Origin of the sequence: Ekhidna lutea, assembly GCF_900188325.1 — a bacterium.
GTDB classification, from domain to species: Bacteria; Bacteroidota; Bacteroidia; order Cytophagales; family Cyclobacteriaceae; genus Ekhidna; species Ekhidna lutea.
In genome coordinates, this window is the sequence record NZ_FZPD01000007.1 from 15,986 (window position 1) to 38,932 (window position 22,947).

At 39.9% G+C, this 22,947-nt stretch carries 20 protein-coding genes; 12 read left to right on the top strand and 8 right to left on the bottom strand.

Features of this window, described 5'->3' with window-relative positions; translation table 11 throughout:
* Positions 1 to 24: 24 nt before the first annotated feature.
* From recN to ispE, 3 genes are all read left to right on the top strand, one after another.
* On the top strand, positions 25 to 1,695 hold the full coding sequence (gene recN, locus CHB71_RS17710) for a DNA repair protein RecN (protein WP_089358302.1): 1,671 nt from the start codon (positions 25 to 27) through the stop codon (positions 1,693 to 1,695).
* A gap of 98 nt (positions 1,696 to 1,793) precedes the next feature.
* Positions 1,794 to 2,606 (top strand): enoyl-ACP reductase FabI, encoded by an 813-nt coding sequence (locus CHB71_RS17715; RefSeq protein WP_089358303.1) that lies wholly within the window; start codon positions 1,794 to 1,796, stop codon positions 2,604 to 2,606.
* Between the two features lie 167 nt (positions 2,607 to 2,773).
* On the top strand, positions 2,774 to 3,562 hold the full coding sequence (gene ispE, locus CHB71_RS17720) for a 4-(cytidine 5'-diphospho)-2-C-methyl-D-erythritol kinase (RefSeq protein ID WP_089358304.1): 789 nt from the start codon (positions 2,774 to 2,776) through the stop codon (positions 3,560 to 3,562).
* A gap of 24 nt (positions 3,563 to 3,586) precedes the next feature.
* On the opposite strand, the gene CHB71_RS17725 is transcribed toward ispE, so the two are convergent.
* Complete coding sequence (locus CHB71_RS17725) at positions 3,587 to 7,585, bottom strand: hypothetical protein (RefSeq protein WP_221406763.1); 3,999 nt, start codon at positions 7,583 to 7,585, stop codon at positions 3,587 to 3,589.
* A 228-nt stretch (positions 7,586 to 7,813) separates the two neighbouring features.
* On the opposite strand from CHB71_RS17725, the gene CHB71_RS17730 reads away from it, so the two are divergent.
* A complete protein-coding gene (locus CHB71_RS17730) occupies positions 7,814 to 9,013 on the top strand; it encodes a hypothetical protein (RefSeq protein WP_089358306.1) in 1,200 nt (399 codons plus the stop codon).
* Here CHB71_RS17730 and CHB71_RS18750 read toward each other — a convergent pair.
* The gene (locus tag CHB71_RS18750; RefSeq protein WP_144017482.1) at positions 8,985 to 9,173 is read right to left on the bottom strand and encodes a hypothetical protein; all 189 of its coding nucleotides are present in this window, start codon (positions 9,171 to 9,173) and stop codon (positions 8,985 to 8,987) included. The genes CHB71_RS17730 and CHB71_RS18750 overlap by 29 nt on opposite strands.
* Before the next feature lie 113 nt (positions 9,174 to 9,286).
* Here CHB71_RS18750 and CHB71_RS17735 point away from each other — a divergent pair, with 113 nt between their 5' ends.
* The 5 genes from CHB71_RS17735 to CHB71_RS17755 all read left to right on the top strand — a co-directional run bounded on the left by CHB71_RS17735 (position 9,287) and on the right by CHB71_RS17755 (position 13,234).
* The gene (locus CHB71_RS17735; protein WP_089358307.1) at positions 9,287 to 9,517 is read left to right on the top strand and encodes a hypothetical protein; all 231 of its coding nucleotides are present in this window, start codon (positions 9,287 to 9,289) and stop codon (positions 9,515 to 9,517) included.
* Positions 9,514 to 9,918 carry a type II toxin-antitoxin system VapC family toxin gene (locus tag CHB71_RS17740; RefSeq protein ID WP_089358308.1) on the top strand — a complete coding sequence of 135 codons (405 nt, stop codon included), beginning with the start codon at positions 9,514 to 9,516 and terminating at the stop codon, positions 9,916 to 9,918. Before CHB71_RS17735 ends, CHB71_RS17740 begins: the two co-directional genes overlap by 4 nt.
* A gap of 135 nt (positions 9,919 to 10,053) precedes the next feature.
* Positions 10,054 to 10,941, top strand: coding sequence for a hypothetical protein (locus tag CHB71_RS17745; protein ID WP_144017483.1), 888 nt, complete (start codon positions 10,054 to 10,056; stop codon positions 10,939 to 10,941).
* Between the two features lie 236 nt (positions 10,942 to 11,177).
* A complete protein-coding gene (locus CHB71_RS17750) occupies positions 11,178 to 11,612 on the top strand; it encodes a cupin domain-containing protein (protein WP_089358310.1) in 435 nt (144 codons plus the stop codon).
* 194 nt (positions 11,613 to 11,806) lie between these two features.
* The gene (locus CHB71_RS17755) at positions 11,807 to 13,234 is read left to right on the top strand and encodes an LVIVD repeat-containing protein (RefSeq protein ID WP_089358311.1); all 1,428 of its coding nucleotides are present in this window, start codon (positions 11,807 to 11,809) and stop codon (positions 13,232 to 13,234) included.
* 12 nt (positions 13,235 to 13,246) lie between these two features.
* Here CHB71_RS17755 and CHB71_RS17760 read toward each other — a convergent pair whose 3' ends face one another.
* Genes CHB71_RS17760 through CHB71_RS17770 form a run of 3 tightly spaced genes read right to left on the bottom strand, consistent with a single transcriptional unit; the run spans position 13,247 to position 15,652 of the window.
* Positions 13,247 to 14,017, bottom strand: coding sequence for a TIGR02757 family protein (locus tag CHB71_RS17760; RefSeq protein WP_089358312.1), 771 nt, complete (start codon positions 14,015 to 14,017; stop codon positions 13,247 to 13,249).
* Positions 14,014 to 15,042 carry a LysM peptidoglycan-binding domain-containing protein gene (locus CHB71_RS17765; RefSeq protein WP_089358313.1) on the bottom strand — a complete coding sequence of 343 codons (1,029 nt, stop codon included), beginning with the start codon at positions 15,040 to 15,042 and terminating at the stop codon, positions 14,014 to 14,016. Before CHB71_RS17765 ends, CHB71_RS17760 begins: the two co-directional genes overlap by 4 nt.
* Positions 15,017 to 15,652 (bottom strand): DUF4905 domain-containing protein, encoded by a 636-nt coding sequence (locus CHB71_RS17770; protein ID WP_089358314.1) that lies wholly within the window; start codon positions 15,650 to 15,652, stop codon positions 15,017 to 15,019. Before CHB71_RS17770 ends, CHB71_RS17765 begins: the two co-directional genes overlap by 26 nt.
* 100 nt (positions 15,653 to 15,752) lie before the next feature.
* Between CHB71_RS17770 and CHB71_RS17775 the strand changes: the two genes are divergently transcribed.
* From CHB71_RS17775 to CHB71_RS17780, 3 genes are all read left to right on the top strand, one after another.
* Positions 15,753 to 17,087, top strand: a complete 1,335-nt coding sequence (locus CHB71_RS17775) for an NfeD family protein (protein ID WP_089358315.1) — start codon at positions 15,753 to 15,755, stop codon at positions 17,085 to 17,087.
* An 83-nt stretch (positions 17,088 to 17,170) separates the two neighbouring features.
* Positions 17,171 to 17,347 (top strand): hypothetical protein, encoded by a 177-nt coding sequence (locus CHB71_RS18895; RefSeq protein WP_179213466.1) that lies wholly within the window; start codon positions 17,171 to 17,173, stop codon positions 17,345 to 17,347.
* A complete protein-coding gene (locus tag CHB71_RS17780) occupies positions 17,325 to 18,287 on the top strand; it encodes a DUF3667 domain-containing protein (RefSeq protein WP_089358316.1) in 963 nt (320 codons plus the stop codon). The genes CHB71_RS18895 and CHB71_RS17780 overlap by 23 nt, the downstream gene beginning before the upstream one ends.
* On the opposite strand, the gene hemL is transcribed toward CHB71_RS17780, so the two are convergent.
* From hemL to guaA, 3 genes are read right to left on the bottom strand one after another with little or no spacing between them, the layout of a single operon-like run.
* Positions 18,267 to 19,559: a glutamate-1-semialdehyde 2,1-aminomutase gene (hemL, locus tag CHB71_RS17785; protein ID WP_089358390.1), complete on the bottom strand. Its 1,293-nt coding sequence runs from the start codon at positions 19,557 to 19,559 to the stop codon at positions 18,267 to 18,269. The genes CHB71_RS17780 and hemL overlap by 21 nt on opposite strands.
* Positions 19,540 to 21,384 carry a type 1 periplasmic-binding domain-containing protein gene (locus tag CHB71_RS17790; protein WP_089358317.1) on the bottom strand — a complete coding sequence of 615 codons (1,845 nt, stop codon included), beginning with the start codon at positions 21,382 to 21,384 and terminating at the stop codon, positions 19,540 to 19,542. The genes hemL and CHB71_RS17790 overlap by 20 nt, the downstream gene beginning before the upstream one ends.
* A gap of 28 nt (positions 21,385 to 21,412) precedes the next feature.
* A complete protein-coding gene (guaA, locus tag CHB71_RS17795; RefSeq protein WP_089358318.1) occupies positions 21,413 to 22,936 on the bottom strand; it encodes a glutamine-hydrolyzing GMP synthase in 1,524 nt (507 codons plus the stop codon).
* Between the last annotated feature and the right edge of the window lie 11 nt (positions 22,937 to 22,947).

Genomic DNA, 22,947 nt, shown 5'->3' on the forward strand with positions numbered 1-22,947 from the left:
CTCTGATATCTTTGTGATCCTTTTATGATCAAGTCGCTACAGATAAAGAACTACGCACTTATTCGGGAATTGGAAATGTCCCCTTCTTCCCGATTAAATATCATAACCGGCGAGACCGGTGCAGGTAAATCGATCATGCTTGGCGCAGTAGGTCTGCTTCTTGGCAAGCGGGCAGATACAAAGGTATTGTTGGATGAAAATCAAAAGTGTATAGTAGAAGGAGTATTTGACATCTCTTCATACGCACTTCAAAGTATTTTTAAAACAGAAGACTTGGATTATGAATCCGAATGTGTCATCCGAAGAGAGATAAACCCTTCAGGAAAGTCACGTGCATTTGTAAATGATACACCTACCAACCTCAGCACATTAAAAGCTATTGGAGAGAAGCTCATGGATGTACACTCTCAGCATGAGTCACTGCAACTTGGTAGTAATTTATATCAACTCAATGCACTCGATGCTTTTGCTGCACATCCCGAATTGATAAGCAACTTTAAGCAGGCTTATAAAAGCTACTCAGCTGCAAAAAAGGATCTGGATAAGCTGCAGGCACTTGCTGCTCAAAGTGCAGAAGATGCTGACTATAAGCAGTTCTTGCTTAATGAGCTACTAGAAGCTAACCTTGACGACCTCAATCAGGAAGCATTGGAAAGTGAGCTTGAGGTGCTTGAAAATGCAGAAGATATCAAGCTCAAGTTATCACAGACAATTCATATGCTTGATGAATCTGAGGTTGCCATTATTCAGCAATTGACTGAATCAAAATCACTCATTCACTCTATTGCGTCTTTCTCAAAGGAGCTGGAAAACATTAGTGAACGTATTGACAGTGCTTCTATTGAACTTTCAGACATCTCCAATGAGATGCAGCGAATACAGGATAAAGTAGAACATGATCCTGAAAAGATTCAGGAACTAAAAGACCGACTGGATTTGCTGTTTAGACTACAAAAGAAACACACTGTTCTTACTGTATCAGAACTGATTCAAATTCGGGATGATTTAGATCTAAGTCTGAGTAAAGTTGCAAACCTGGATAGCGAAATAGCTAAAGCCCGGAAGGAGCTGGATGAAGCTGAGCGAGGAATGAAAGAAAAAGGAGCCAAACTTTCTGAATCAAGAAAACTCTCTGCTTTGAACTTCTCAGATGAAATCGAAAAGATCATTCATCAAATTGGAATTGAAAATGGGACAGTGGAGATTCAGGTAAATCCCGGCGAACCTTCTTCCAATGGCCTTGATACCATTGATATGCTTTTTAGCGCAAACAAAGGCATTAAGCCTCAGGAGTTAAAAGAGGTAGCTTCAGGAGGAGAATTTTCCAGATTAATCTTTGCTGTAAAGTACCTAATCGCAGATAAGACGGCTATGCCTACTATCATTTTTGATGAAATAGATACAGGTGTTTCAGGAGAGGTGGCTTTGCAGATGATTCGTATGATGAAACATATGTCTCAAAACCATCAGGTGATTAGCATTAGCCATCTTCCGCAGTTCGCAGCTGGCGGTGATGCGCATTACTTCGTATACAAAGATCACAGCTCTGATAGATCTGTAAGTAGAATCAAACGTCTTGCTGATGAAGATCGCATCGCGGAAATAGCTAAGATGATTGGCGGGGAAAACCCTGGTGCCTCTGCTTTAGCCAGTGCGAAGGAGCTACTGCAAATGTCCCCTGAAAGATCAAATTAAAAATCTGTCACCCCGAATATATTTCAGGGTCTATTTTTACTGAAATATATTTGAGCTCTGAAATAAGTTCAGAATGACAATTAATTGAAGAAAATATTATGTCAAATAACCTACTAAAAGGAAAAAGAGGAATTATCTCCGGTGCATTGGATCAAAATTCCATAGCATGGAAAGTTGCTGAAAAAGCGCATGAACAAGGAGCAACATTTACACTAACAAACGCTCCTATCGCCATGAGAATGGGAGAAATCAATAAGCTCGGTGAACAATGTAATGCAGAAATCATCCCAGCAGATGCCACCTCAATGGAAGATCTTGAAAACCTTTTTACCAAGTCCCAGGAAACACTTGGTGGAAAAATTGATTTTGTATTACACTCAATCGGGATGAGTCCTAATGTAAGAAAAGGCAAAGATTATGGTGACCTTAACTATGATTGGTTTCAAAAAACATTAGATGTTTCTGCTTTGTCCTTTCATAAAATGATGCAAACGGCAGAGAAGCTGGATGCGATGAATGAATGGGGATCGATTCTTGGGCTTTCCTATATTGCTGCACAGCGAACATTCCCTGATTACTCCGATATGGCTCAAGCCAAAGCTTTACTGGAGTCTATTGCAAGAAGCTACGGCTATCGATTCGGAATAAGCAAAAAGGTACGAGTAAATACCATCTCACAATCCCCTACAATGACAACCGCAGGTTCAGGAGTGCCCGGTTTTGATGTATTCTTTAACTATGCTGATAAAATGTCGCCTTTAGGAAATGCCGACGCAGAGAGCTGTGCAGATTATTGCATCAGCATGTTCTCTGACCTTACCCGCATGGTGACTATGCAGAACCTGATGCATGATGGTGGATTCTCTACTTCTGGCATTACGGATGCATTGGTTGAGGAACTTAGTAAGTAGCAACTTATTTGTCATCCTGAGCCTGTCGAAGGAGACATTATAGTAATTTTTCAAAGAACGTGTCATTCTGAGCCTGCCTGTCGGCAGACAGGCGTAGCGAAGAATCTTCTTAATTAAGGGTAGATCCTTCACTTCGTTCAGGATGACATCCTATAAAAATCACGTAAATGATATCGTTTCCCAACGCAAAAATCAATCTTGGGCTCAACATTGTGAGCAAGCGGGGGGATGGCTATCACAACATTGAAAGCTGTTTTTATCCTATTCCATGGCACGATTGCCTGGAAGTGATAGAAGCAGCTTCTTTTACTTTTCAAAGCTACGGGTTGAGCATTCCGGGAGGTGCTTCTTCCAATCTGTGCGTAAAAGCATACGAACTTCTAAAAGCAGACTTTGACATCCCTCCTGTAGAAATTCATTTACTCAAGAACATTCCTATGGGTGCAGGACTTGGGGGTGGTTCGGCGGATGGAGCATTTACGTTAATAATGCTGAATGAACTATTTGCTTTAGGAGTCTCTGACTTGCAACTTGAAAATTACGCATTGCAACTTGGTAGCGATTGCCCGTTCTTTATCAAAAACCATCCTGCAATTGCAAAAAGTCGAGGAGAAGAGTTGATGTCAATTGACCTGAAGCTATCAGGGCATTACTTAGCCATTCACAATCCAGACATCCATATATCTACCAAAGAGGCCTATGTCGGAGTGTCCCCAAAACAATCTGACCTCTCTGTTACTGAAATAATCAAGCGCCCCATTAGAGAATGGAAAGACACCTTAAAAAATGATTTTGAGGATTCAATATTTCCTAACCATCCCAAGGTCGAGCAGCTAAAAAATGAAATGTACGAAGCAGGAGCAACATATGCCTCAATGACAGGGAGTGGCAGTACGGTATTTGGGCTTTTTGAAGTGGCTCCTGAAAATTCAAATTGGAAGTTGATCAAGTTGTAAATCAGCTGATGGAAGTAGCTAAATTCACTCAATGAAATTTCGTTCGAATTTTTTCTCGGCTTTATCCGACTTATGAACTCCTATGCTACTCACAGCGCCACTTAACAACGATTTGCCCCAATAATTAAAAATAGCTCTGGAGCTGTCTCTACGTTGAAAAATGGTGCCCTTTCGTAAAAAAACAAGATAACTTGGATTCTTATTTTTAACCACGAACGTATTGGCAAAGAATGTCTTTATACCCTGTCCGAATCCTTGCGTATCATGGGTCTTCGTATTCAGAATTTGGATTTTTAGGTCGTCGTATCGGAAACGCATTTCACCTCTCGAAAGCGTATCATTTGCCCTGAAATTAAAATATAAATCCCTTGCATAGCCGCTCTTAATATTGACATTGGCCACCGGTCCAAGCATACGATTCATTGAATCAAGCTGAAAATCTTTCACCGTGCCGTTTAATGAAAAAGGCTCATTTTCATCTTTCAAATTAAACGCTCCATTGACTTCAAATCTGCCAGATTCCATCAATTTACCGTTAGCATGTAACAGCATCATATCTGCTGAGGTCATATCAACATTCCCTACATTCCGTAAGGTGACATCCAGGCTATCAAATGAAATCTCACCATAAGTGAAATAATTATCCGGCTTTTCCCTGTATTTGATTGCTCCCTTTAAACTAATAGTATCTATATGAAAGGCGGTTTCCAGCTCTCTGATATAATGCTGAGGCAGATGACGAATCTGATTTTCCGGAAATGGTACCCCTTTATCGCGATAAATGAGCGCACTCAGATCATCAACATTAACTTTTCCCACCTCATACCTCTTTTCTGAAAGTATTGCTTTTAGATCAATTTCATCTACGTAAATTGATCCGACAGATACATCAAACCAGTCATTTTGCCTTTCGAGGTTTTCAGAATATTCTAACGCTGAGTATTTAGGAATTAAATGAATATCATCCATGCCAAGTGTGTTTGCAGGATAATCAAATTGATACCTTTCAAGGGATAGGTTATAGTTTTCTCCAATCGGCATAAAATAGGGTCCGGCTTTAAACGACAGACGGTCCAGTCGATCCATAATTTGGTCTGCAGTCAATGTATCTTCAGACTGAAACGATTCAATTAAGAGGTCTCCATTTTGAACTAAATAATTCCGTTGATTTGTAGTGTCACTAAAATTAAAATTGATACCCGTTATAGATGTGTACCCGACCTCTATGGGTGAAGTAAATGGATTGTTTTTACCACTATTACCTATTTGCAAGTCACCAGATGGATTTCTTACCAAAAGAGAATCGACTTTAAATTTCTTGCTCTCATAAAGCCCTTCCAAATCGAGATTTTTGAATTGAATTGATGGAACCAGCAAGTGTGAGAACTGCTTATGATCAGCATAATAAAAAGAGTCAATAGTTAGGTTTTTGGTGGCGCTGTGATATGAAGTACGATTTAAGCTTAAAGAATCTCCAGAAGGTAGATATGGGCTAATCCGATTAGCAATAAAAATCATTGAATCTGAATAAATAGCTCCATCAGTAAATGGCTTGTCCCTGGGGAAACTCAGGTCGAATAATTCCACATTTAATACATCCAACCTAAGTGAATCGAGATTAGCCTCTCCTTGTGGGACGATCATTACATTTGACGAATCTATTTTAAGCCGCTTCATCACCATGGTAAATGGATTTCTTGATTGCAATGAGTCTGAACCTGCTTTCTTTCCCATTTTAGCTAATTGAAGTCTAATATTAGGACCGATTAAATGAACCAAATCAGTAAACAGGTGATTTTCATCAAAGAATTTGGATTGCTCAAATGCAGTTAATCTCACGAAAGGAACATCAGCATTCAAAAGCATACGGGAAGTATCGTGTGAATTGATTGGTTTAACCAGCAGGTCATAAAAGAGCATCTCACTATTGGAAGTATCATAGCTCCATTTCGCAAGCTCAACCTGATGATTATAGGCCGCCGATCGTAGGCTGATATTTTCAATACCCATACTCCTAAAAGCAGTAGAGTCTCCAACAAATATATCTGCATCCAGCCCGTCCATTGAGAGTTCTAGCGAATCGACATTTCCACTTAAGCGCCCACCACTTACGATCAATTCTTTCTCGATTCCTAAACCTCCTTTTTCACCTCCTTTTACCATGTGGACGTCAAATTCAAAATCTGGGTTTACTAAAAAAGCACGCCGAAAAGCAGTGTAGTTACCATCAATCAAGCTATCGATGCTGATTTCTGAAATCATCAGCGAATCAAAGCGCCCGTGTACATGCTGGTTATTTGTTTCAATGTCCACTTCCCAATCGATCAGCTGAAAAGCGGACATTCGATCATCGATTAAAAGGTTTTCTCCGATCACTTTAATGCTATCGCGATCGAAGGAAAAATTTCTGGCAATTAATTTTGAATCATTAAACAATCGCTGAAAACTGCGACTAGCGGCACTCACATGAATGTATCTCATGTCCAGATCAATCCGATTTACGTTGATGCCTTTTGGTAAGGTCAACTCCACATCCGAAAATCGTATCTGGTCAATTGAAATTTCCCTGAAGAAAGGAGCAATTGATTGGTATAGATTATTAACGGTAACCTTCTGCTGCTTTGTGGTACTTCCTGTATTTCTAACCACTAGTAAAGCATTGGAGAGTTCCATTGTTCCCGCGATAAGTACCTTATCAGCAATAGCCCGCTGAAAGTCTATATTCTTTAGCTTAAAATTGGGTACCTCAGCATCTACCAGGATTTTTGTTTCATTGCCCTCCCTTTCATGACTTATCTGCATGTTTTTAAAACTCAGCTCAGAATCAAATGAATTGACGCGCAAAAGCTCAAAGAAAACCGTATGGGTGCTGTCAGGCAAAAGATAGGAATAGTTGTGAATATCTAGCTCTATGTCTTCAAAATATTTGAACCGATGATCAAATCGATAATTGCTTGTATCCAAATGGATATTATGAAATACAACACTTGACTCCTCCACCTTCAACCGCTGATAGGTATCTACCTTGTCTATCTTAATATCTACGTGAGCGTTGTTCACTCTAAGCTTACCTACATCCAATGATCCGAAAATGTTGAAAATAAGTGTAAGCAAGGAATTATCAGTTTTATCCTTTTGCTTGATTGTGTGTGATTCATCATCCACAAACACGATTGGTTCATCCAAAATCAACTCTTCAATAATCAGGTGATTGTCCTGATAGGCTGATACATAATCAACCCCTTTAAAACTCAATTTAGGAACATGGATATCATATACGTTTACATCATTTTGTCCTTCAAATGTCACTCCTGACGAGGCTAATGGCTGTACTCTCAGATTCTCAAAAGTGAGAATAGAATCAGCAGTGGAAAGGATAAATTTGTCAAAGGTGATTTGGTGGATACTATCTGGTAGATGAAAGTGCTGGTTACGTATTTCCAGTTGGATTTGCTCCGAGTAAAAGACTTGATTTTTTCGAGCAGTTGAATCCATTAACAAATTCTTTACAAGAAAATCAATTTCTCCCAGTGCAAACTGATCCCCATCATATTGCAGATCCCCATCCTGAATTCGGAAATAGTCGATCTTAAGCACTTTGAGATAATCTGATATGGCCTTATACATATTACCAGCCTCAAAACTGAATTTTGTACGTTTGTCCGTTTCCAGACTGACCATATCAATGTCAGGATCCACCACACGCACACTTTTTATGATCAGCTCTTTGTCGAGGTATAGTTCATAGATAGACTCCAGATCGATGACCAGTTCAGCAAGATGAATTTCATAGATATTGTTGAGTCCCAGTTTGCTAAAATCGTGTGTAGAATCTGCTTGCAGATGCAGGTTATTGACCTTGATTCTACTTTCAAACGCATCAAAATCCAATGACTCAAATTTTATCTGATAAAATCCATTTGTCTCCCTTTTGATGACTTCATTGAGGATGGTGCCTGCATAGCTTTTACCCACAAAGAAAAGGGTAGCCCCCAGCCCAAGAATAAACAGTATTATTCCCATGCTCCAGAGGATAGTCCTCCTTGTATTAGGCTTGAATGGGTTAGGCATATTTCAGTGCCGATTTGGCGGCAACCTAAAATACGAAAAGAAATGCAGAACGTGTCTGCTCAGAGAGCATTATGGAATAAACATTCCATACATCCGCTATTTTTGAAAGGTGTATATCACGCATATACGTGATATATTAATGTTATATGCCATAAGTGCTACTTCAAAAATTTTCACCTCATGAAAACCAGCAGCCTCACAAAACTCATTTTTACTCTAATAACTCTTCTACTTACCAATCATATTTATGCTCAATCGGATTCTAAAAAATTGAAAAATATTACGTCTGAACTTGCAGATCTTTCAAATCAAACTTTTCATTCGTTTGTTGAAGACAAGGCATTTAAATTAATCCAAAATGGAAATGAGATTTACGATAACTCAAATACAAAAACGGACTTGGAAAAGCAATATTCGAAGTTCTTGGAAGTACAAAATGATATAAAATCAGTCGTCAAGGGAAAGTATCATTCAGCATATGAACAAGGAAAGCAAAACGTTCTTGCTGGAACAGTCCCAGGGTTTACTTCTAGGTCTTTACCGAAGGAAGAAGCTCAAAAATTGATCAAATTCTCTGTGAACCCCGCGTTAAATGAAGACTGGAATAGTTTGACAGAATATAGCCATATAATGACAGAGATGGAGCAGCTCTATCGTAACATTCAAGTCAATGGAGCAAATAAGTCTTCTAAAATAGAATATGATTCCCTTGACGCAATCTTTAAGAAGAACAAATACTACAAGAAGGTGGACATTAAAATTGAAGAATCAATATGTTCAAAAAACAAAAAATATCTTCAAACTTTAAAGCTAAACTTTGGATGGATAGCGGAACACACTAAGAATAAATCCAGACCCATTGCAGATATCACAGAGAGATTTAACCAATCCAAAAGAATTGCTGATGAATTGATTGGAAATGATTGCCTTTACGGTTTTTCAGTGCAGGACACTTTGACCAAATACCAAGAACGAATTAAAAACTTTAACAGCATTTCTCCCAAACATGAAATCCAAACTGAGGAACTTGATGTCAGTTCTTTTAGCGAACAAGAAAAAAAGGTTGATTGTGCCATTGCAAATAAATTCCTCGAACTAACTGGAGCAATTAAAACACATTTCTCATCAAATAAGCCGTCAGCACTCACATTAATTAACTTTTATAAAGATGGTTTAGGAATGGAGTACTATCGCTCTTACAGGGAACAACTAACCGAATCAGGGGCTCTATTTTATGATGAAATTCTTAAGATTGTTGGCTTGATAATGTACGACATAGAGAACGGGGCAAGTTCTAACCGTCAAGCTGGAATAGTTATGCAGACTTCATTTGCGAACTCAGACTTAACAACTAGAAAAGAGAAGCTTTGTGGAAAATAAAGGCATATAACAGACGCTCATCCGCCATGTGTCTAAGTGCTTTCTGAGAGAGCATTGGTACTCGCCCGCTACCCTGCCCATTCTGAAACTTCATCTCCCGCCCCCCTTCCTTCTTTCTGGACTTAGACTTGTAGAACGCATTTCTTCGTAGACACTTCATCGGTGTTGGGCAGTTTCGCTAGTTTAGTGCTCTTTACAACTAGTGGGCATACTCTCGCTAGTTAAGCGTTGTGATCCATTGACTGCAAATCGGAAATTCTCTAACTTTACTGTATGGCAACTAAGGAAAAACTAAGAAAAGCGATCCTCAACAAGATCAAGAAACTTTCGGACGACAAACTTTCGAACCTGGATGCCTATATCTCTGATTTAGAGTCGCACTTGTCAACTGAGAAATCAACTTTGTCATTCAGCGGAATTTTCAAGGAACTTGAATTAACCGAACTAACTTCTGAACTCCATAAGTCAAGAGAAGATAATAACGAGCGAATTCCACAGTTTTGAACCCTTCACTTATTGACACAGACATTCTTTCATACTTTTTGAAAGGCAACAAACAAGTGACCGAGAACTTTGAACTTTATCTTAAGGAACAATCGAAAATCACTATTTCAGAAATAACCTATTTTGAGGTTCTGTCCGGCTTAACTTTCAAAAAGGCCACTAAACAAATCCAAGAATTCGAAGACTTCATTTCAACATGTGAAGTTCTGAAACTCTCAACAACTTCATTGCGTATTTCGGCGAACATCTACGCTGAGCTGAGAGAAAAAGGAGTAACAATCGGAACTGCTGACCTGTTGATTTCTGGTATCGCCCTTGCTAATAAGCTAACACTGGTTACGAACAACCAGAAACATTACCAGCCTATTACGAAACTTGCAACTTCCAACTGGAACGAGTAAAACCTGACTCCCGAATATCTATCTGAAACTTAAGATGGGAAAGCAGGTACCAAATCGTCCAATAGGCCTCAATACCTTGGTTAGCGCATGGTTCTTTACCTGACTTTCCTATCTTTAAGTTACAAAATCAGTTTCTTGGAATATTTATACGAAGGGAAGCTAAAGGTTATCAGCAATATCCTTACAGAATTGAGATCTACTTATCAACTAATACTAGTTTCCTTTTTGATACTGAGTTGTTCTAGTTCAACAACAGAAGAATCCAGTGAACGTCGTACTATCGATAGTCTTTATTCAAGTGATATGTCCTACTTGGCCCTTTTGAACTCAGAGGACAAAAGATATATTCTGACCATACTTCAGGATACACTTCACATTTTAGATTCAACAATAGCTTCGGAAGGTTACCATACCCCTTTGATTAATATGTCTTGGTCAGACTTGGCTTTGACCGTCAAAGTTGATAATGATTTTGGTGATAACATAAGAGAATTGAAATTTGACTACTCATCAAACTATACACCTAAAAAAGATCCAAAAACAAAGATCAGTCAGATAACACTCACAGATAAGATTTACTTGTCTGGTTCAGAGAGACATTTTAACAATAGTGAGAATTGTGAATTCTATTTTCCATGTGACTGCTGCATGGGTAAGTTACTGTTCACTAGTGCTAGTAACTATATGCTTGTCAACTATTGTATGTCCGACTTTGTAGTGACCAAAGGAACCTATGAGATGAGAGACGGAAGTATAACCCTGAACTCCGACGGATCACGAATTGATGTAAAGTACAACTATGAGCGTGAGGCTAACCCAGATGCAAAGCCAGCTTTTTTCGTAGAGGGCTCAACAACTTCAGGATATCAACTCAACTACAGAATTGATACCTGTACGCGAACTATGCTAGTAAGCGAACGGGATAACGGAACATTTATCGCAATAGAGACGGATTTACAGTTAACAGATGAACTTGAACATCTAAAGGAGTTTCAACTAGCAGAACTCCTGGAATTGAAATGAAGCTGATAACAATTGCTAGCACGAATGCGCCTGAGTGCTATTCACAAATTTTATCTGATCTTCACAGCTCCGCTACCCACCTGCCTGCCGGCAGGCAGGTTCTGAAAGTGTCTGCTCTCCTAGCAACTTTGGTGCTTCTGGCATTTGTCTTTTAGAAGCATTTTTCCTTAGATAGCTTTTGAGGGTGGTGCACCTTCGTTACTTTTAGTGGCATTGTACTCAATTAAAACTACACAATGGATTCAAAATTCTACATACCCAGCGGACAAGGAGAAAACTATGACTACTCGCAGGATCACTGCTTTATCAAAGTTTCATCCAAAGACACTAATGGTGAATTATGCTTGATTGAGGACACAATTAAACCTGGCTTCCATCTAAAAAGACATCATCATAAAATAATGACAGAAGTGTTTTATATGCTGGAAGGTGAAATGGAATTGATTTTTGACGATAGTACAATTCTGCTAAAATCTGGAGATACGATCACAGTAGCTCCTAATGTCTGGCATGAGGCTAGATGCAGTAAAGGTGGTAAGATGCTCACCATTTTCAAAAATGGTCAGTTCGATGTTTTCCTGGAACAGCTTTCTACAATGTCACAAGAGGATTTTTCCAACGTTGAATTGATGAAATCGTTTTCGGCTAAATTCGATATTTACGAAGAGTAAAACTGAGTACAACAAACGATTTTGTGGTATGATAAACTTTTTTCTGAAACTTGTTTTAATCAGTTTGGCAAATACCTAGAAATCCCATCTTCATCGAAAACCGTTTTTGATTTTAATAGCCAATTGCCTTTTATCCCATCATTTAGTTAGCTTAGTGAAATCTCATTTTTGTTAACGCCTAGCCAATTAAAACCATGAAAAGAATCATTGCAATAGCTTTCATCGCTATTTTCAGTTTAACACTATCAAATCAAACCATAGCCCAAGTCAAAATCTCCAAAGTGCCCATAGAATGGCTGGCTGGGGAACAGCCTAAACTACTTAGTGCTATGGCCAATTCGCCATCTTCCAGAGAGCAATTGGCAGGTAATAGTAGAAGCCTAACCTCTCTTGCCGGAGGCTGGCATGCACAGGCCATTAGTCAATACAAAGACTATGTATATGTCGCATTCAGTGACGGCACAAAGGGAAAAGGAGACCTTGCTGTTGGAGAAAAGAACCCTGCAGGAAAGCTTTGGATCTACAATATAAAAACCAAGGAGAGTAAAATTATTGACCTGGAGAAAGGATACGCTCATCCATGTTCCATTCAGATCACAGGGAATTACCTGGCTATTACGACAGAAGCAGAATATGGAGTGAGTCAGGGTCTTGGTGTAGAGCGAGAAAGACGTTCATTGATTCAGATTTTCGATCTTTCAAAAGATCCCAATTGTTCGGTGGAAGTAGGAAGAATTTCACAGGATGACACAAACAGTGGAGGCGGTGGCCTTACGTATAGTCCGGTGAACAAGTGCTGGTATATGCTGGTGGATATGCTCAACCATAAAAAGGTAGCTTTATATAAGACCACTGATGAAAAATTAGATTCCTGGCAAAAGGAACCAGTAGCCTACTACAAAAGGTATGGAACAGGTGCAGGCCTAAACCTGATCACTGCCTCTGACAATTCCATCTGGGGTCTGTACTATGGGAATTCTGAACTTCACGGAAAGAATCTGGAAAATTTCGATATCGCATCAGACCATGTGAGGCTGTTTAAAATCATGAACCCGGATGGTAAAACTGTGGCGCAGCGGGATGTTTACAAGCAAATAGTAAACGTAAGCTCACCGCGTGTAAAAGGTGCGGGAGAGCTACTTGCAGATAGACCTGGAATGCGATTTGGAGCAAGCCTAAGGTATGAGGGGAGCAATCTTGAATTGCTTGTATGCCAGCGGAACATGAATGAAATATTCAACATTGATAGAGTCCCTCTAAAAGAGGGGAACCGATCACAAGTAATGTTTGCCAATCTTGCAAAAGCAAAAGGTGAGATTTACGCGTCTTCAGTTTCAAATGCTTCTCAAAGCTTTCACCTCAAGAAAAATCAATCAGAATCAGAGAGTGTGATCCTACAATCACCTATTAAAGGCGATGTTAACTACTTCTCAGAAAAAAGTGTTTCTTCGTCCGGTTTTGGAGGACTTAAGAGCCTGAAGAAGGCAGTTGAGTGGACCGATGCTTTGGAAGCACAATCTAACGCACCATTGGTTTTCTTTTACCTTGAAGGGCTCACAGATATTAATGCTCAAATGATTGAGTTTAAAGCTGAAAAAGAAACTGACACTAAACTAGAATAGAAGTATGGGAGGCTAAAATTTCTCCTCCACTCCTAATCCAAATAAGGCAAAATCATATTTAACTGGATCCAATGGGTCCAGTTTTTTTAGGTTTTGAGTAAGCTCTTTGGCTGTCAGCCAATCTGTTTGCTTCCGCTTGATCAATCCCAGCTTACGAGCAACTCTATCTACATGAAGATCGCAAGGACAAACCAATTGATCGGGCTTTATTTTTTTCCAAATCCCAAAATCAACTCCTTTATCATCTTGTCTCACCATCCAGCGAAGAAACATGTTGATCCGCTTACATGCAGATTTACGTGCCGGATTCGGAATGTGTTTGTAAGTGCGGACCGGATGATCGGGCAAGGAGAAAAACAGTTCAAAAAAATGTGTCAGCATGGCTTCCATCTGTGCACCTTCACCAAGGTTTCCCACAAATGCCTCCTCCAGGGAATCGTGTCTTTCATAAAACCAACGAAAGAAATAAAGAAAATAAAGGGCATCTGTGCTGTTGAACGTCCGGTGCTTAAAAGCAAGGAAGGGCTTTAGGTCATTCTCTGAGTAATTAAGGACGAACTCATGAGGCTTGTCATCCATTAACCTAAGAAATTCATGGCTCTTATTGATGATCGTTTTTCGCTGACCCCATGCAAAGACAGCAGCCATAAGTCCGGCTATCTCTATGTCTTGCTTCTTTGTAAAAGAATGCGGAATACATACCGGATCGTTCGCAATAAACCCGGGCTGATTATACTCCTCAACCTTTAAGTCTAAAAAGTCCTTTAGCTGATGTTGGTTCACTGCTGATTGTATGAAACCTCAACACGAGATTTAGAATCGAGTATGCCCAGCTGATCATAAGCCGGCTGAGAGAGTCTAAGTAACAAGTTTTTATTCAACCCTGTATTGGGGAGCTTGCCTACCACTTTTACATGGACCACCTGATTGTTCATAAGATTTCTCACCTCCAGGTTAGTTCCAATTGGCAGTGTGCGATGAAGCGCCAAATATCTTGAAGTATTCATCGTTTGGATCACCGAAGCTACTCCCTCTTCATATACTCTTCTGAATCCTTTTTCATCAATCTGAGTTCGTACTTTTTCTTTCGGTGCATTGATTGATGAGGTATCTCCCTCCTTCGATTCTTTAAAAAAAAGCTGCTGCCCAATCTTCAGGTAATCGCTTCTCATATTATTCCAAACCTTCAAACTATCTATACTTACTCCAATTTTATGTGCTATTGTCGATAAGGTTTCGCCAGTTTGGACCAGGTATTTTCCAAAATCAGCGTAGGGATCGCTTTCCACATCCACACTGTCTTCTTCAACTTCCTCAATAACTGTAGGTGAGGTCTCTTTCTTCACCTCGTCCTTTCTGGTGTCAGGCTCAGCATCTTTGCTAAGCTTAAGCTGCATCCCCGGAGAAATATTGTTATCTGGCAGATTATTCCATCTTCGCAAGTCTTTTAACTTAACATCATGTTTGCGTGAAATACTATAGAGGGTTTCGCCCAGCTCAACTATATGAATTCCATCAGAAGATGAAGGTTTTTCGACCACAACCGCCTGAACCGGATTTTCACTTTCAATCAGGACATAAATGACCTGACCTATTTCAATCCTATTGTCAACGATTTGATTGTGCTTAACAATTCCATGTACCGATCCGCCGTATCGTCTTGCTATTGAATAGATAGTTTCCTCCTCTTCAACCTGATGAACGACGAACATGCCTTCTTCCCGCTGTTCTGCTCTCAAGCTATCCATGGAATTTGCCAGAGAAACAAATCCCAAAAACATACTAGCCAGTGTAAACGCAAACTTCATTTCGATTTTTTATAAATATTAATTGATCTTGAAATACAAAAAATGCGCCAGGTGAGAATCCTTTCATTGCAGTGTCCTGTTTCAGCTTCCACTTCTTCTCCTCTCCTTCCAAAAGCAGCAAATATCGATCATATCCACCACCAGAACGAAGATAGTAGCTGATTATGATTTTATCATCCCACTCTAGGTATTCGCAAGACAATGGTAGCTCCAACGCAAGAAAGGATGCAACAGTTTTATGGTACGCAGTTCCTTGTTCATAAACATTTGGAGGCCAAATAGCTGGTGTTTTCTCCGGTATTGCGTCAACCTTGCTCAAGGTATCATCACCCCATTGCATTTTAAAATACGATTGATTAGCAGGGTCATTCTGATCTTCGTATTTCACAAAATAGATTTCTTGCTCATATACATCCATCATTTGGCTCCACCATGAGTTACTAACTGACTGAGTTGCTGCTTTAAGCTCATTTAGATCTATCTGAACGAGCTGGATTGTTCGATTTTTCACATCTCTTACATCGAGGTATAAGATTTTGGATTCCTCATCCAGTACAGTTCCCCATACTACACCTTCCAGTTTGATTTGATTTACAGAATCGGGAATCATTCACCAGAGAAAATTAGTCGCTCGTTCAATTTTAGGATAACTTTAACCTCCGTTCTTCAGTTTCAAAGTTGAAGCTTTTGTATGGATTTATGTATCTATTATGAGAAAACTATTTGCACTACTTGCATTGCTCTTTTCATCCATTTTAATGGCACAGGACAATGAAAAACCCACGGTTCTTCACCTGAAAATTAATGATGTCATTGATCCAAGAACAAACCGCTATTCAGAGCTTGGCCTAGAAAGAGCAGAGGAAATTGGTGCTGATTATGTAATACTTGAATTGGACACGTATGGAGGCGCCCTCAATGATGCCGACGATATTCGTACCCGAATACTGAATTATGAACGACCCATTTTTGCTTTTATCAATAAAGATGCCGCCTCTGCCGGCGCGCTGATTTCGATAGCATGTGATAGTATCTACATGGCGAAAGGGTCAAGTATTGGCGCTGCGACTGTAGTAACTCAAGACGGAGCTGCTGCTCCGGACAAATACCAGTCATATATGAGATCTATTATGCGATCTACTGCAGAAGCTAAAGGTCGAGACCCCCGAATGGCCGAAGCAATGGTGGATGAGGATATTGAGCTGGATAGCATAGCTTCAGAGGGCAAAATCCTCACACTTTCTACTTCTGAAGCTATCAAATTCGGCTTCTGTGAAGCAGAAGTCAGCAGCATTGATGACATCATGAGTCGAGTGGGTGTGAATGAATATGAGCTGGAAGAATTTAATCTTGGGGCAACAGAAAAAATTATATCCCTTTTTCTCAACCCGTTTGTTAGTGGCATCCTAATCCTGATTATCATAGGTGGGATTTATTTTGAGCTACAGACGCCCGGTGTTGGATTTCCAATATTGGCCTCTCTTATAGCAGTCATCCTCTACTTCGTACCAAACTACCTGAATGGGCTCGCAGAAAATTGGGAAATTATCCTGTTTGGAGTTGGTGTCATTCTTATCGCGATGGAGGTTTTTGTTATCCCAGGATTTGGAATCGCGGGAATCGCAGGATTGATATGCACAATTGGGTCTTTGGTCTTAGTAATGTTAAACAATGATGTATTCGATTTTTCTTTCGTTGGCGAAGAGCAAATTTTTATCTCTGTTACTACAGTTATTGCAGGTATGTTGGGCGCCATAGTAGTTATGTTTTTTGGAGGTGCAAGACTTCTCAATAGTAATGTTTTCAAACGTATTGCTTTACAAGAAGTACAAAACAAAGATGAAGGATATACTTCTACCTTTTACAAATCAAAATCACTTGTGGGTAAGAAGGGAAAGACATTTACCCGCCTCAGACCTAGTGGGCGCATTGAAATAGAAGGTGAAATCTATGATGCATTTACCAGGGGTAATTTCATCGATGAAGGAGTGGAAATTGTTGTTGTCTCAGATGAAGGTACTAGTTTAAAAGTGAAGGAGGCTTAAGTCTTTAATCACAGAAAAATCTGAGAAATAACATTGAGCTTTCTGAGTTATTCTCTGCGTCCTTTGTGGTTACATTTGTGGACATGAAGCTATTCCCAACCCTTATCTGGACATTCACCATATTGGCGTTCGCTTTTCTTTTCTTCTCATTACGAACTGAAACCAACCAATTAATTTATAGTTTAGTCGCTTTGGGCATGTGGGGCATAGCATTTTTACTCAACAAGTTTAAACCCGGTGAAAAAGAGAAGGAAACATAAAGCTTGCCTCAATTGCGGTGAGCTACTTCAACAAAAACATAATTATTGCCCTAACTGCGGTCAGGAAAACACTGACAACCATGTGAGTATTGGGCTTTTACTCAGGGAGTTTACCTCTAATTTCTTTTCATTGGATTCGCGGTTTGGAAGGAGTTTTAAACCTTTTCTAATTAGACCCGGGGACTTAACCAATGCTTTTAATCAAGGTAGAAGAGTACTCTATGCCAATCCCATTCGCTGGTACCTGGTTATCAGTATTTTCCATTTTTTCTTCCTCTCCAAAGTATTTGAGCCTACAATCAAGGATAAGCAGCAACGAACTTTTATTGGTGAAGACCTGGAGTTATCTGAAGCAGAGTTTGACAGCCTATATAATATAACTGACACGACAGATTCATGGCCTTTTTCAAACGAGCAACAGAAGCTAGTCAATCATCTGATAAACCATTCCAGTTTGCCTGATGAAAAAATTTATGACACATTGAAGTTGGAGCGGTCATGGATAAGTGAATTTGCTACGAAGAAATCAATCAGGATATCCAGAGAGACAACTGCTTCATTAAACGCTTACATCTTACGCCAAATCCCTATAATCATATTCTTTATTCTCCCCATTTACGCCTTTTTACTTAAACTATTCTTTTGGCGTAAGGGGCTCTATATTAAACATTTGATCCACTCCCTTCACTTACACTCTTTCTTTTTCTTCGTCTTAGGATGGATATGGGTTATTGCTTTGTTCTACACTCCTTTGAAAGATTCGGTAGGAAGTATTGCTTCCCTTATAACCATTATCTACATCGTCATAAGCTTCAAACGTGTCTATCAGCAAAAAACGATTTGGTGTATCCTTAAGCTTTTTATGATCGGTTTGATCTATGCGATACTCCTGGGAATCACGCTCCTGCTAGGCGTATTACTATCCCTGGCTTTGTTTTAGAAATTGATCAAACGTTTGAATGATTTTCTGCACTTCTTCACCACCAATACAGGTTGAAATAAACCAGGTTTCAAATTGTGATGGTGGCAGGTAAACGCCATTTTCAAGATTAAACCTAAAATATTTACCAAAAAGCTCAGTATCACATGATTTTGCAGTTTCAAAGTCAAATACTTTTTGATCAGTGAAAAATAAACTGATCATACTCCCAATCTGGTTCATAGTGTAGTTTAGCTTGTGCTTTTTCAGCACTTTCTGATAACCTTCCAGTATCTGCTTTGTTGTTTTTTCCAGATCAGTATAAACCTCAGGGTTCTCATTAAGGTAGCTGAGCTGCGCATAACCTGCAGCCATTGCTACCGGGTTTCCCGATAATGTCCCAGCTTGATAAACAGGTCCTTGTGGAGATACAAAATCCATGATGTCTTTCCTACCACCATAAGCCCCCACCGGCATTCCTCCACCGATAATTTTCCCCAGTGTGGTTAAATCTGGCTTAATTCCATAGACTTCCTGAGCTCCTCCTTTGGCAAGACGAAATCCGGACATTACCTCATCAAATATCAACACGATCCCTTCTTCGTCGCATAGCGATCGCAATCCTTCTAAAAATCCTGAATTTGGCAACACACACCCCATATTTCCAGGTACAGGCTCTATGATGATAGCAGCTATTTCACCTTTATTTGATGCCGTTACTTCTTTTACCTTTTCAAGATCATTGAAAGGTGCCAGAAGTGTATCCTTAGCTGTTCCCTCTGTCACTCCAGGGCTATTAGGTATACCCATGGTAGCTGCTCCACTACCGGCGGCAATCAAGAATGAGTCACCATGGCCGTGGTAACATCCTTCAAATTTTAAGACTTTATCACGCTTAGTAAATCCGCGCGCTAAACGAATTGCAGACATGGTAGCCTCAGTGCCCGAGTTTACCATCCGCACCTTCTCAATGGAAGGAACCATCTCAGTGATCAATTCGGCTAGTTCAACTTCCATTCGACTTGGAGCTCCAAAGGATGGGGAACCAATCACTGCTTTGAAAATTGCTTCTTCTACTTGTTTATTAGCATGCCCAAGGATCATAGGGCCCCAGCTATTGATCAAATCCAGATAGGCGTTTCCATCCTCATCATACATGTATGCACCTTCGGCTTTTGCAAAAAAAATGGGGTCACCCCCCACCGCTTTAAAAGCCCGAACCGGTGAGTTTACTCCACCCGGTATATAGTCTTGTGCTCGCTCAAAAAGTTCTTTACTTGTCGCTATATTCATCTGATCCTTCAACTTCTTGTTTTGCGTTATTGATTTGCAACTGCAAATCTTTCAATGTAGTGATTGGTACAACCTGATTGTCTTTATAAGGCCCATACTTTAGGCCTTCCATGATATTCCCTGACAGATATTCTCCACTTATCCATCCTCGCTGAAAATACTTTCCGTGCTTTTTTAGTGCCTGTCCAATATGCCAAATCAATTCATAACCGTAGATATGGTACTCAGAAGGAGCTGTCCCAATACTATCTACAAACTTGTCTGATACTATTTCAAAATCAATGTCTTCTTCATTGTAGAATGATGGACTTAAGAAATCAACCTGTAGTCGTTCCAACTGATCGTAGGCAACTAAGGAAAAATCAAGCCAATCATCATAGCCGATGATCCCGATACTATCACTTCTCACTTCAGCCATGCTTATGAAGTTATTGGCAAGCAGATTACTTGAAGTTGCTGCGAAAATATGACCAATACTATCCGGCTGCACCTTAAACTTCACTTCATATGACTCAATAACATCTTCACCATTTGAATCTCGAATAATTCGGCCAGACACCTCATTCCTTAAACTTCTCGTTCTTACCAGCCTGCCAGGAATCTCAGCAATTGAATCAATCTCAGCTTGAGAATACATCGTATCTAATCGCACCTCATACTGTTCTGTGAAATCTTTTTGGATTTGCTGAGCATCCTCATTCGTCAGTCGTTCAAACCTTACCACAAAAAAGCTGTCTCGCTCAATCGTCTCACGATAGGCATTTGCTACGATACTATCCCGATCTGTTTCATAAAAAATGAAAAGCTTCTTATTGTCTTCAAACTTCCTTGCGGCAAACTTTGCGGCCTCTCTACCCTGTGTGCTATAAGATGGTTTGAAAAGATAAGAATACGGATTATCACCTATGATCTCATCATTGGATGAAACAGGGTTGACCATAGTTACCTTGTTTTCTTTTGAAAATTTGCTGATATACCTTGAGGGGCCGGAATACAATGGCCCAACAATAACATCCGCCTTATCCAGGTGTTTATTCTTTATCAAATCATAAGTAACAGCCCCCTTTTTCTGCGTATCAAAGGGAAATAGGTTTAGGTTGATGTTAACATTTCTCAGCTCTTTCTCGGCTAACTGCATACCCTGATACAAGTCGAAAATAATCGAGTTTCTTATCACCGATTGTGGTGTTTCGAGGGATTCAAACATGAATGGTAAGACAACAGCAACAGCATATTCATCTTTCTTAATAATTGGCAAATTTTCATCGGAACCAATCTCAATATTATGCTTCTCAGCAAGTTCAGTGAGCATGAAATAATCCCGTTCTTCATATGGCAGGGCCTTAATAGCCTCCGCATAGTATTTCGCTATATATGCATTTTTAGGATTAAGCGCATATGCTGAGTCTAATCCCGAAACAGACATCTGTCCTAAGAACTGGTCGATAATGAAATTTTTATCATCTTCCGGTAAAGATTCTGCTTCTCTAAATGCTTGCCATAGTCTTCCTTGCTGAAAGGCCACATATGTAAGCCAGAAATTAACTTCAGGTTGGTTTTCCCAGTCAGGATACCTAACCCTGATCTGCTTCCACATGTCTTCAGCAACTTTAAGTTCCTCTAGCTTTAGAGCGGAAAGCGCATAGTAAAAGGAGGCATACTCACCAAATGTATCATCATTGCTGAGCGACTGAAAAGACTGCTTGGCTACTTTGTAGTTACCCAGTGAAAATTGACGCTTGGCCTCAAGATACTCCCCTTGACTTGACTGGGAATACCCTAATAAAAAATAACTGATGAGTAGACTAAATAGTGTTAATCTCACGGCTGATTCTTTTTTTCAAAGCTAATGATTATTCCCACTCGATCGTGGCAGGTGGCTTGGAACTAATATCATAAACCACCCGATTGACTCCTTTAACCTGGTTGATGATTTTATTCGATATTCTTCCAAGAAATTCATAAGGCAAGTGCACCCAATCGGCAGTCATTCCATCCAGGCTGGCAACAGCTCTCAAGGCTACCACATTTTCGTATGTTCGCTCATCTCCCATTACTCCTACCGACTGAACAGGAAGCAACATTGCTCCGGCTTGCCACACCTCGTCATAAAGCCCTTCTTCCTTTAATCCATTAATAAAAATAGCGTCAACATCCTGCAGGATTCGTACTTTTTCAGGGGTAATATCACTTAGAATTCTAATACCAAGGCCTGGTCCCGGAAATGGATGTCTTCCTAAAATAAAATCAGGAATTTCCAGACTTCTACCTACATTTCTTACTTCATCCTTGAATAATGTGTTGAGAGGTTCCACCACTTTTAGATTCATTTTGGCTGGTAGACCACCTACATTATGATGTGATTTAATGGTGACAGAAGGTCCATTGACAGAAACAGATTCGATAACATCCGGGTAGATGGTTCCTTGTCCGAGCCACTTTACGTCTTTGATACTTTTGGCTTCTTCGTCAAACACCTCAATAAATACTCGCCCGATGATCTTTCGCTTCTTCTCTGGATCACTCGCTCCTTTAAGCTCATCATAAAACCTTGATTTTGCGTCAACACCTTTTACGTTGAGCCCTAATCCTTCATAAGATTTAAGCACTCCTTCAAATTCATCTTTTCTTAGCAATCCATTATCAACGAAAATGCAGTAAAGGTTTTTCCCAATAGCCTGATGAATTAACATGGCAGCTACTGATGAGTCCACTCCCCCGGAAAGTCCCAAAACAACTTTATCATCCCCCAGCTGCTTTTTCAGATTAGCGACCGTCTCTTCAACAAAAATATCAGGTGTCCAATCCTGCGATGCTCCGCATATATGAACCACAAAATTTCTAAGTACAATTTTGCCCTGAGTGGTGTGAGTTACTTCAGGGTGAAATTGAATACCATAAACGGGTTTACCTTCTATTTTATAGGCTGCTACCGGAATCGATTCAGTAGCAGATATTAGCTGGAATTTATCTGGAAGGTTTGTGATGGTATCTCCATGTGACATCCACACCTGGCTTCCTATCTCTATCTCCTTTAATAGGTCAAAATGTGAGTCGACAGTCTTAAGATTGGCACGCCCGTATTCTCTATGGTTGGATTTTGCTACTGTCCCGCCGTTTTTCTTGACCAACAGCTGTGCGCCGTAGCAGATTCCCAGCACGGGCAATTCACCAAGCTCTTCCATGTCCATATCCGGGCTTCCTTCATCCAGTACTGAGCAAGGACCACCGGAAAGGATAACTCCTTTTACATCCGGGGTTATCTCGAACTTACTGAAAGGATGAATTTCACAGTATACGTTTAATTCACGAACCCTGCGAGCAATGAGCTGTGTATATTGTGAGCCAAAATCAAGGATCAGGATTTTATCTTGCATGGCCGCAAAAT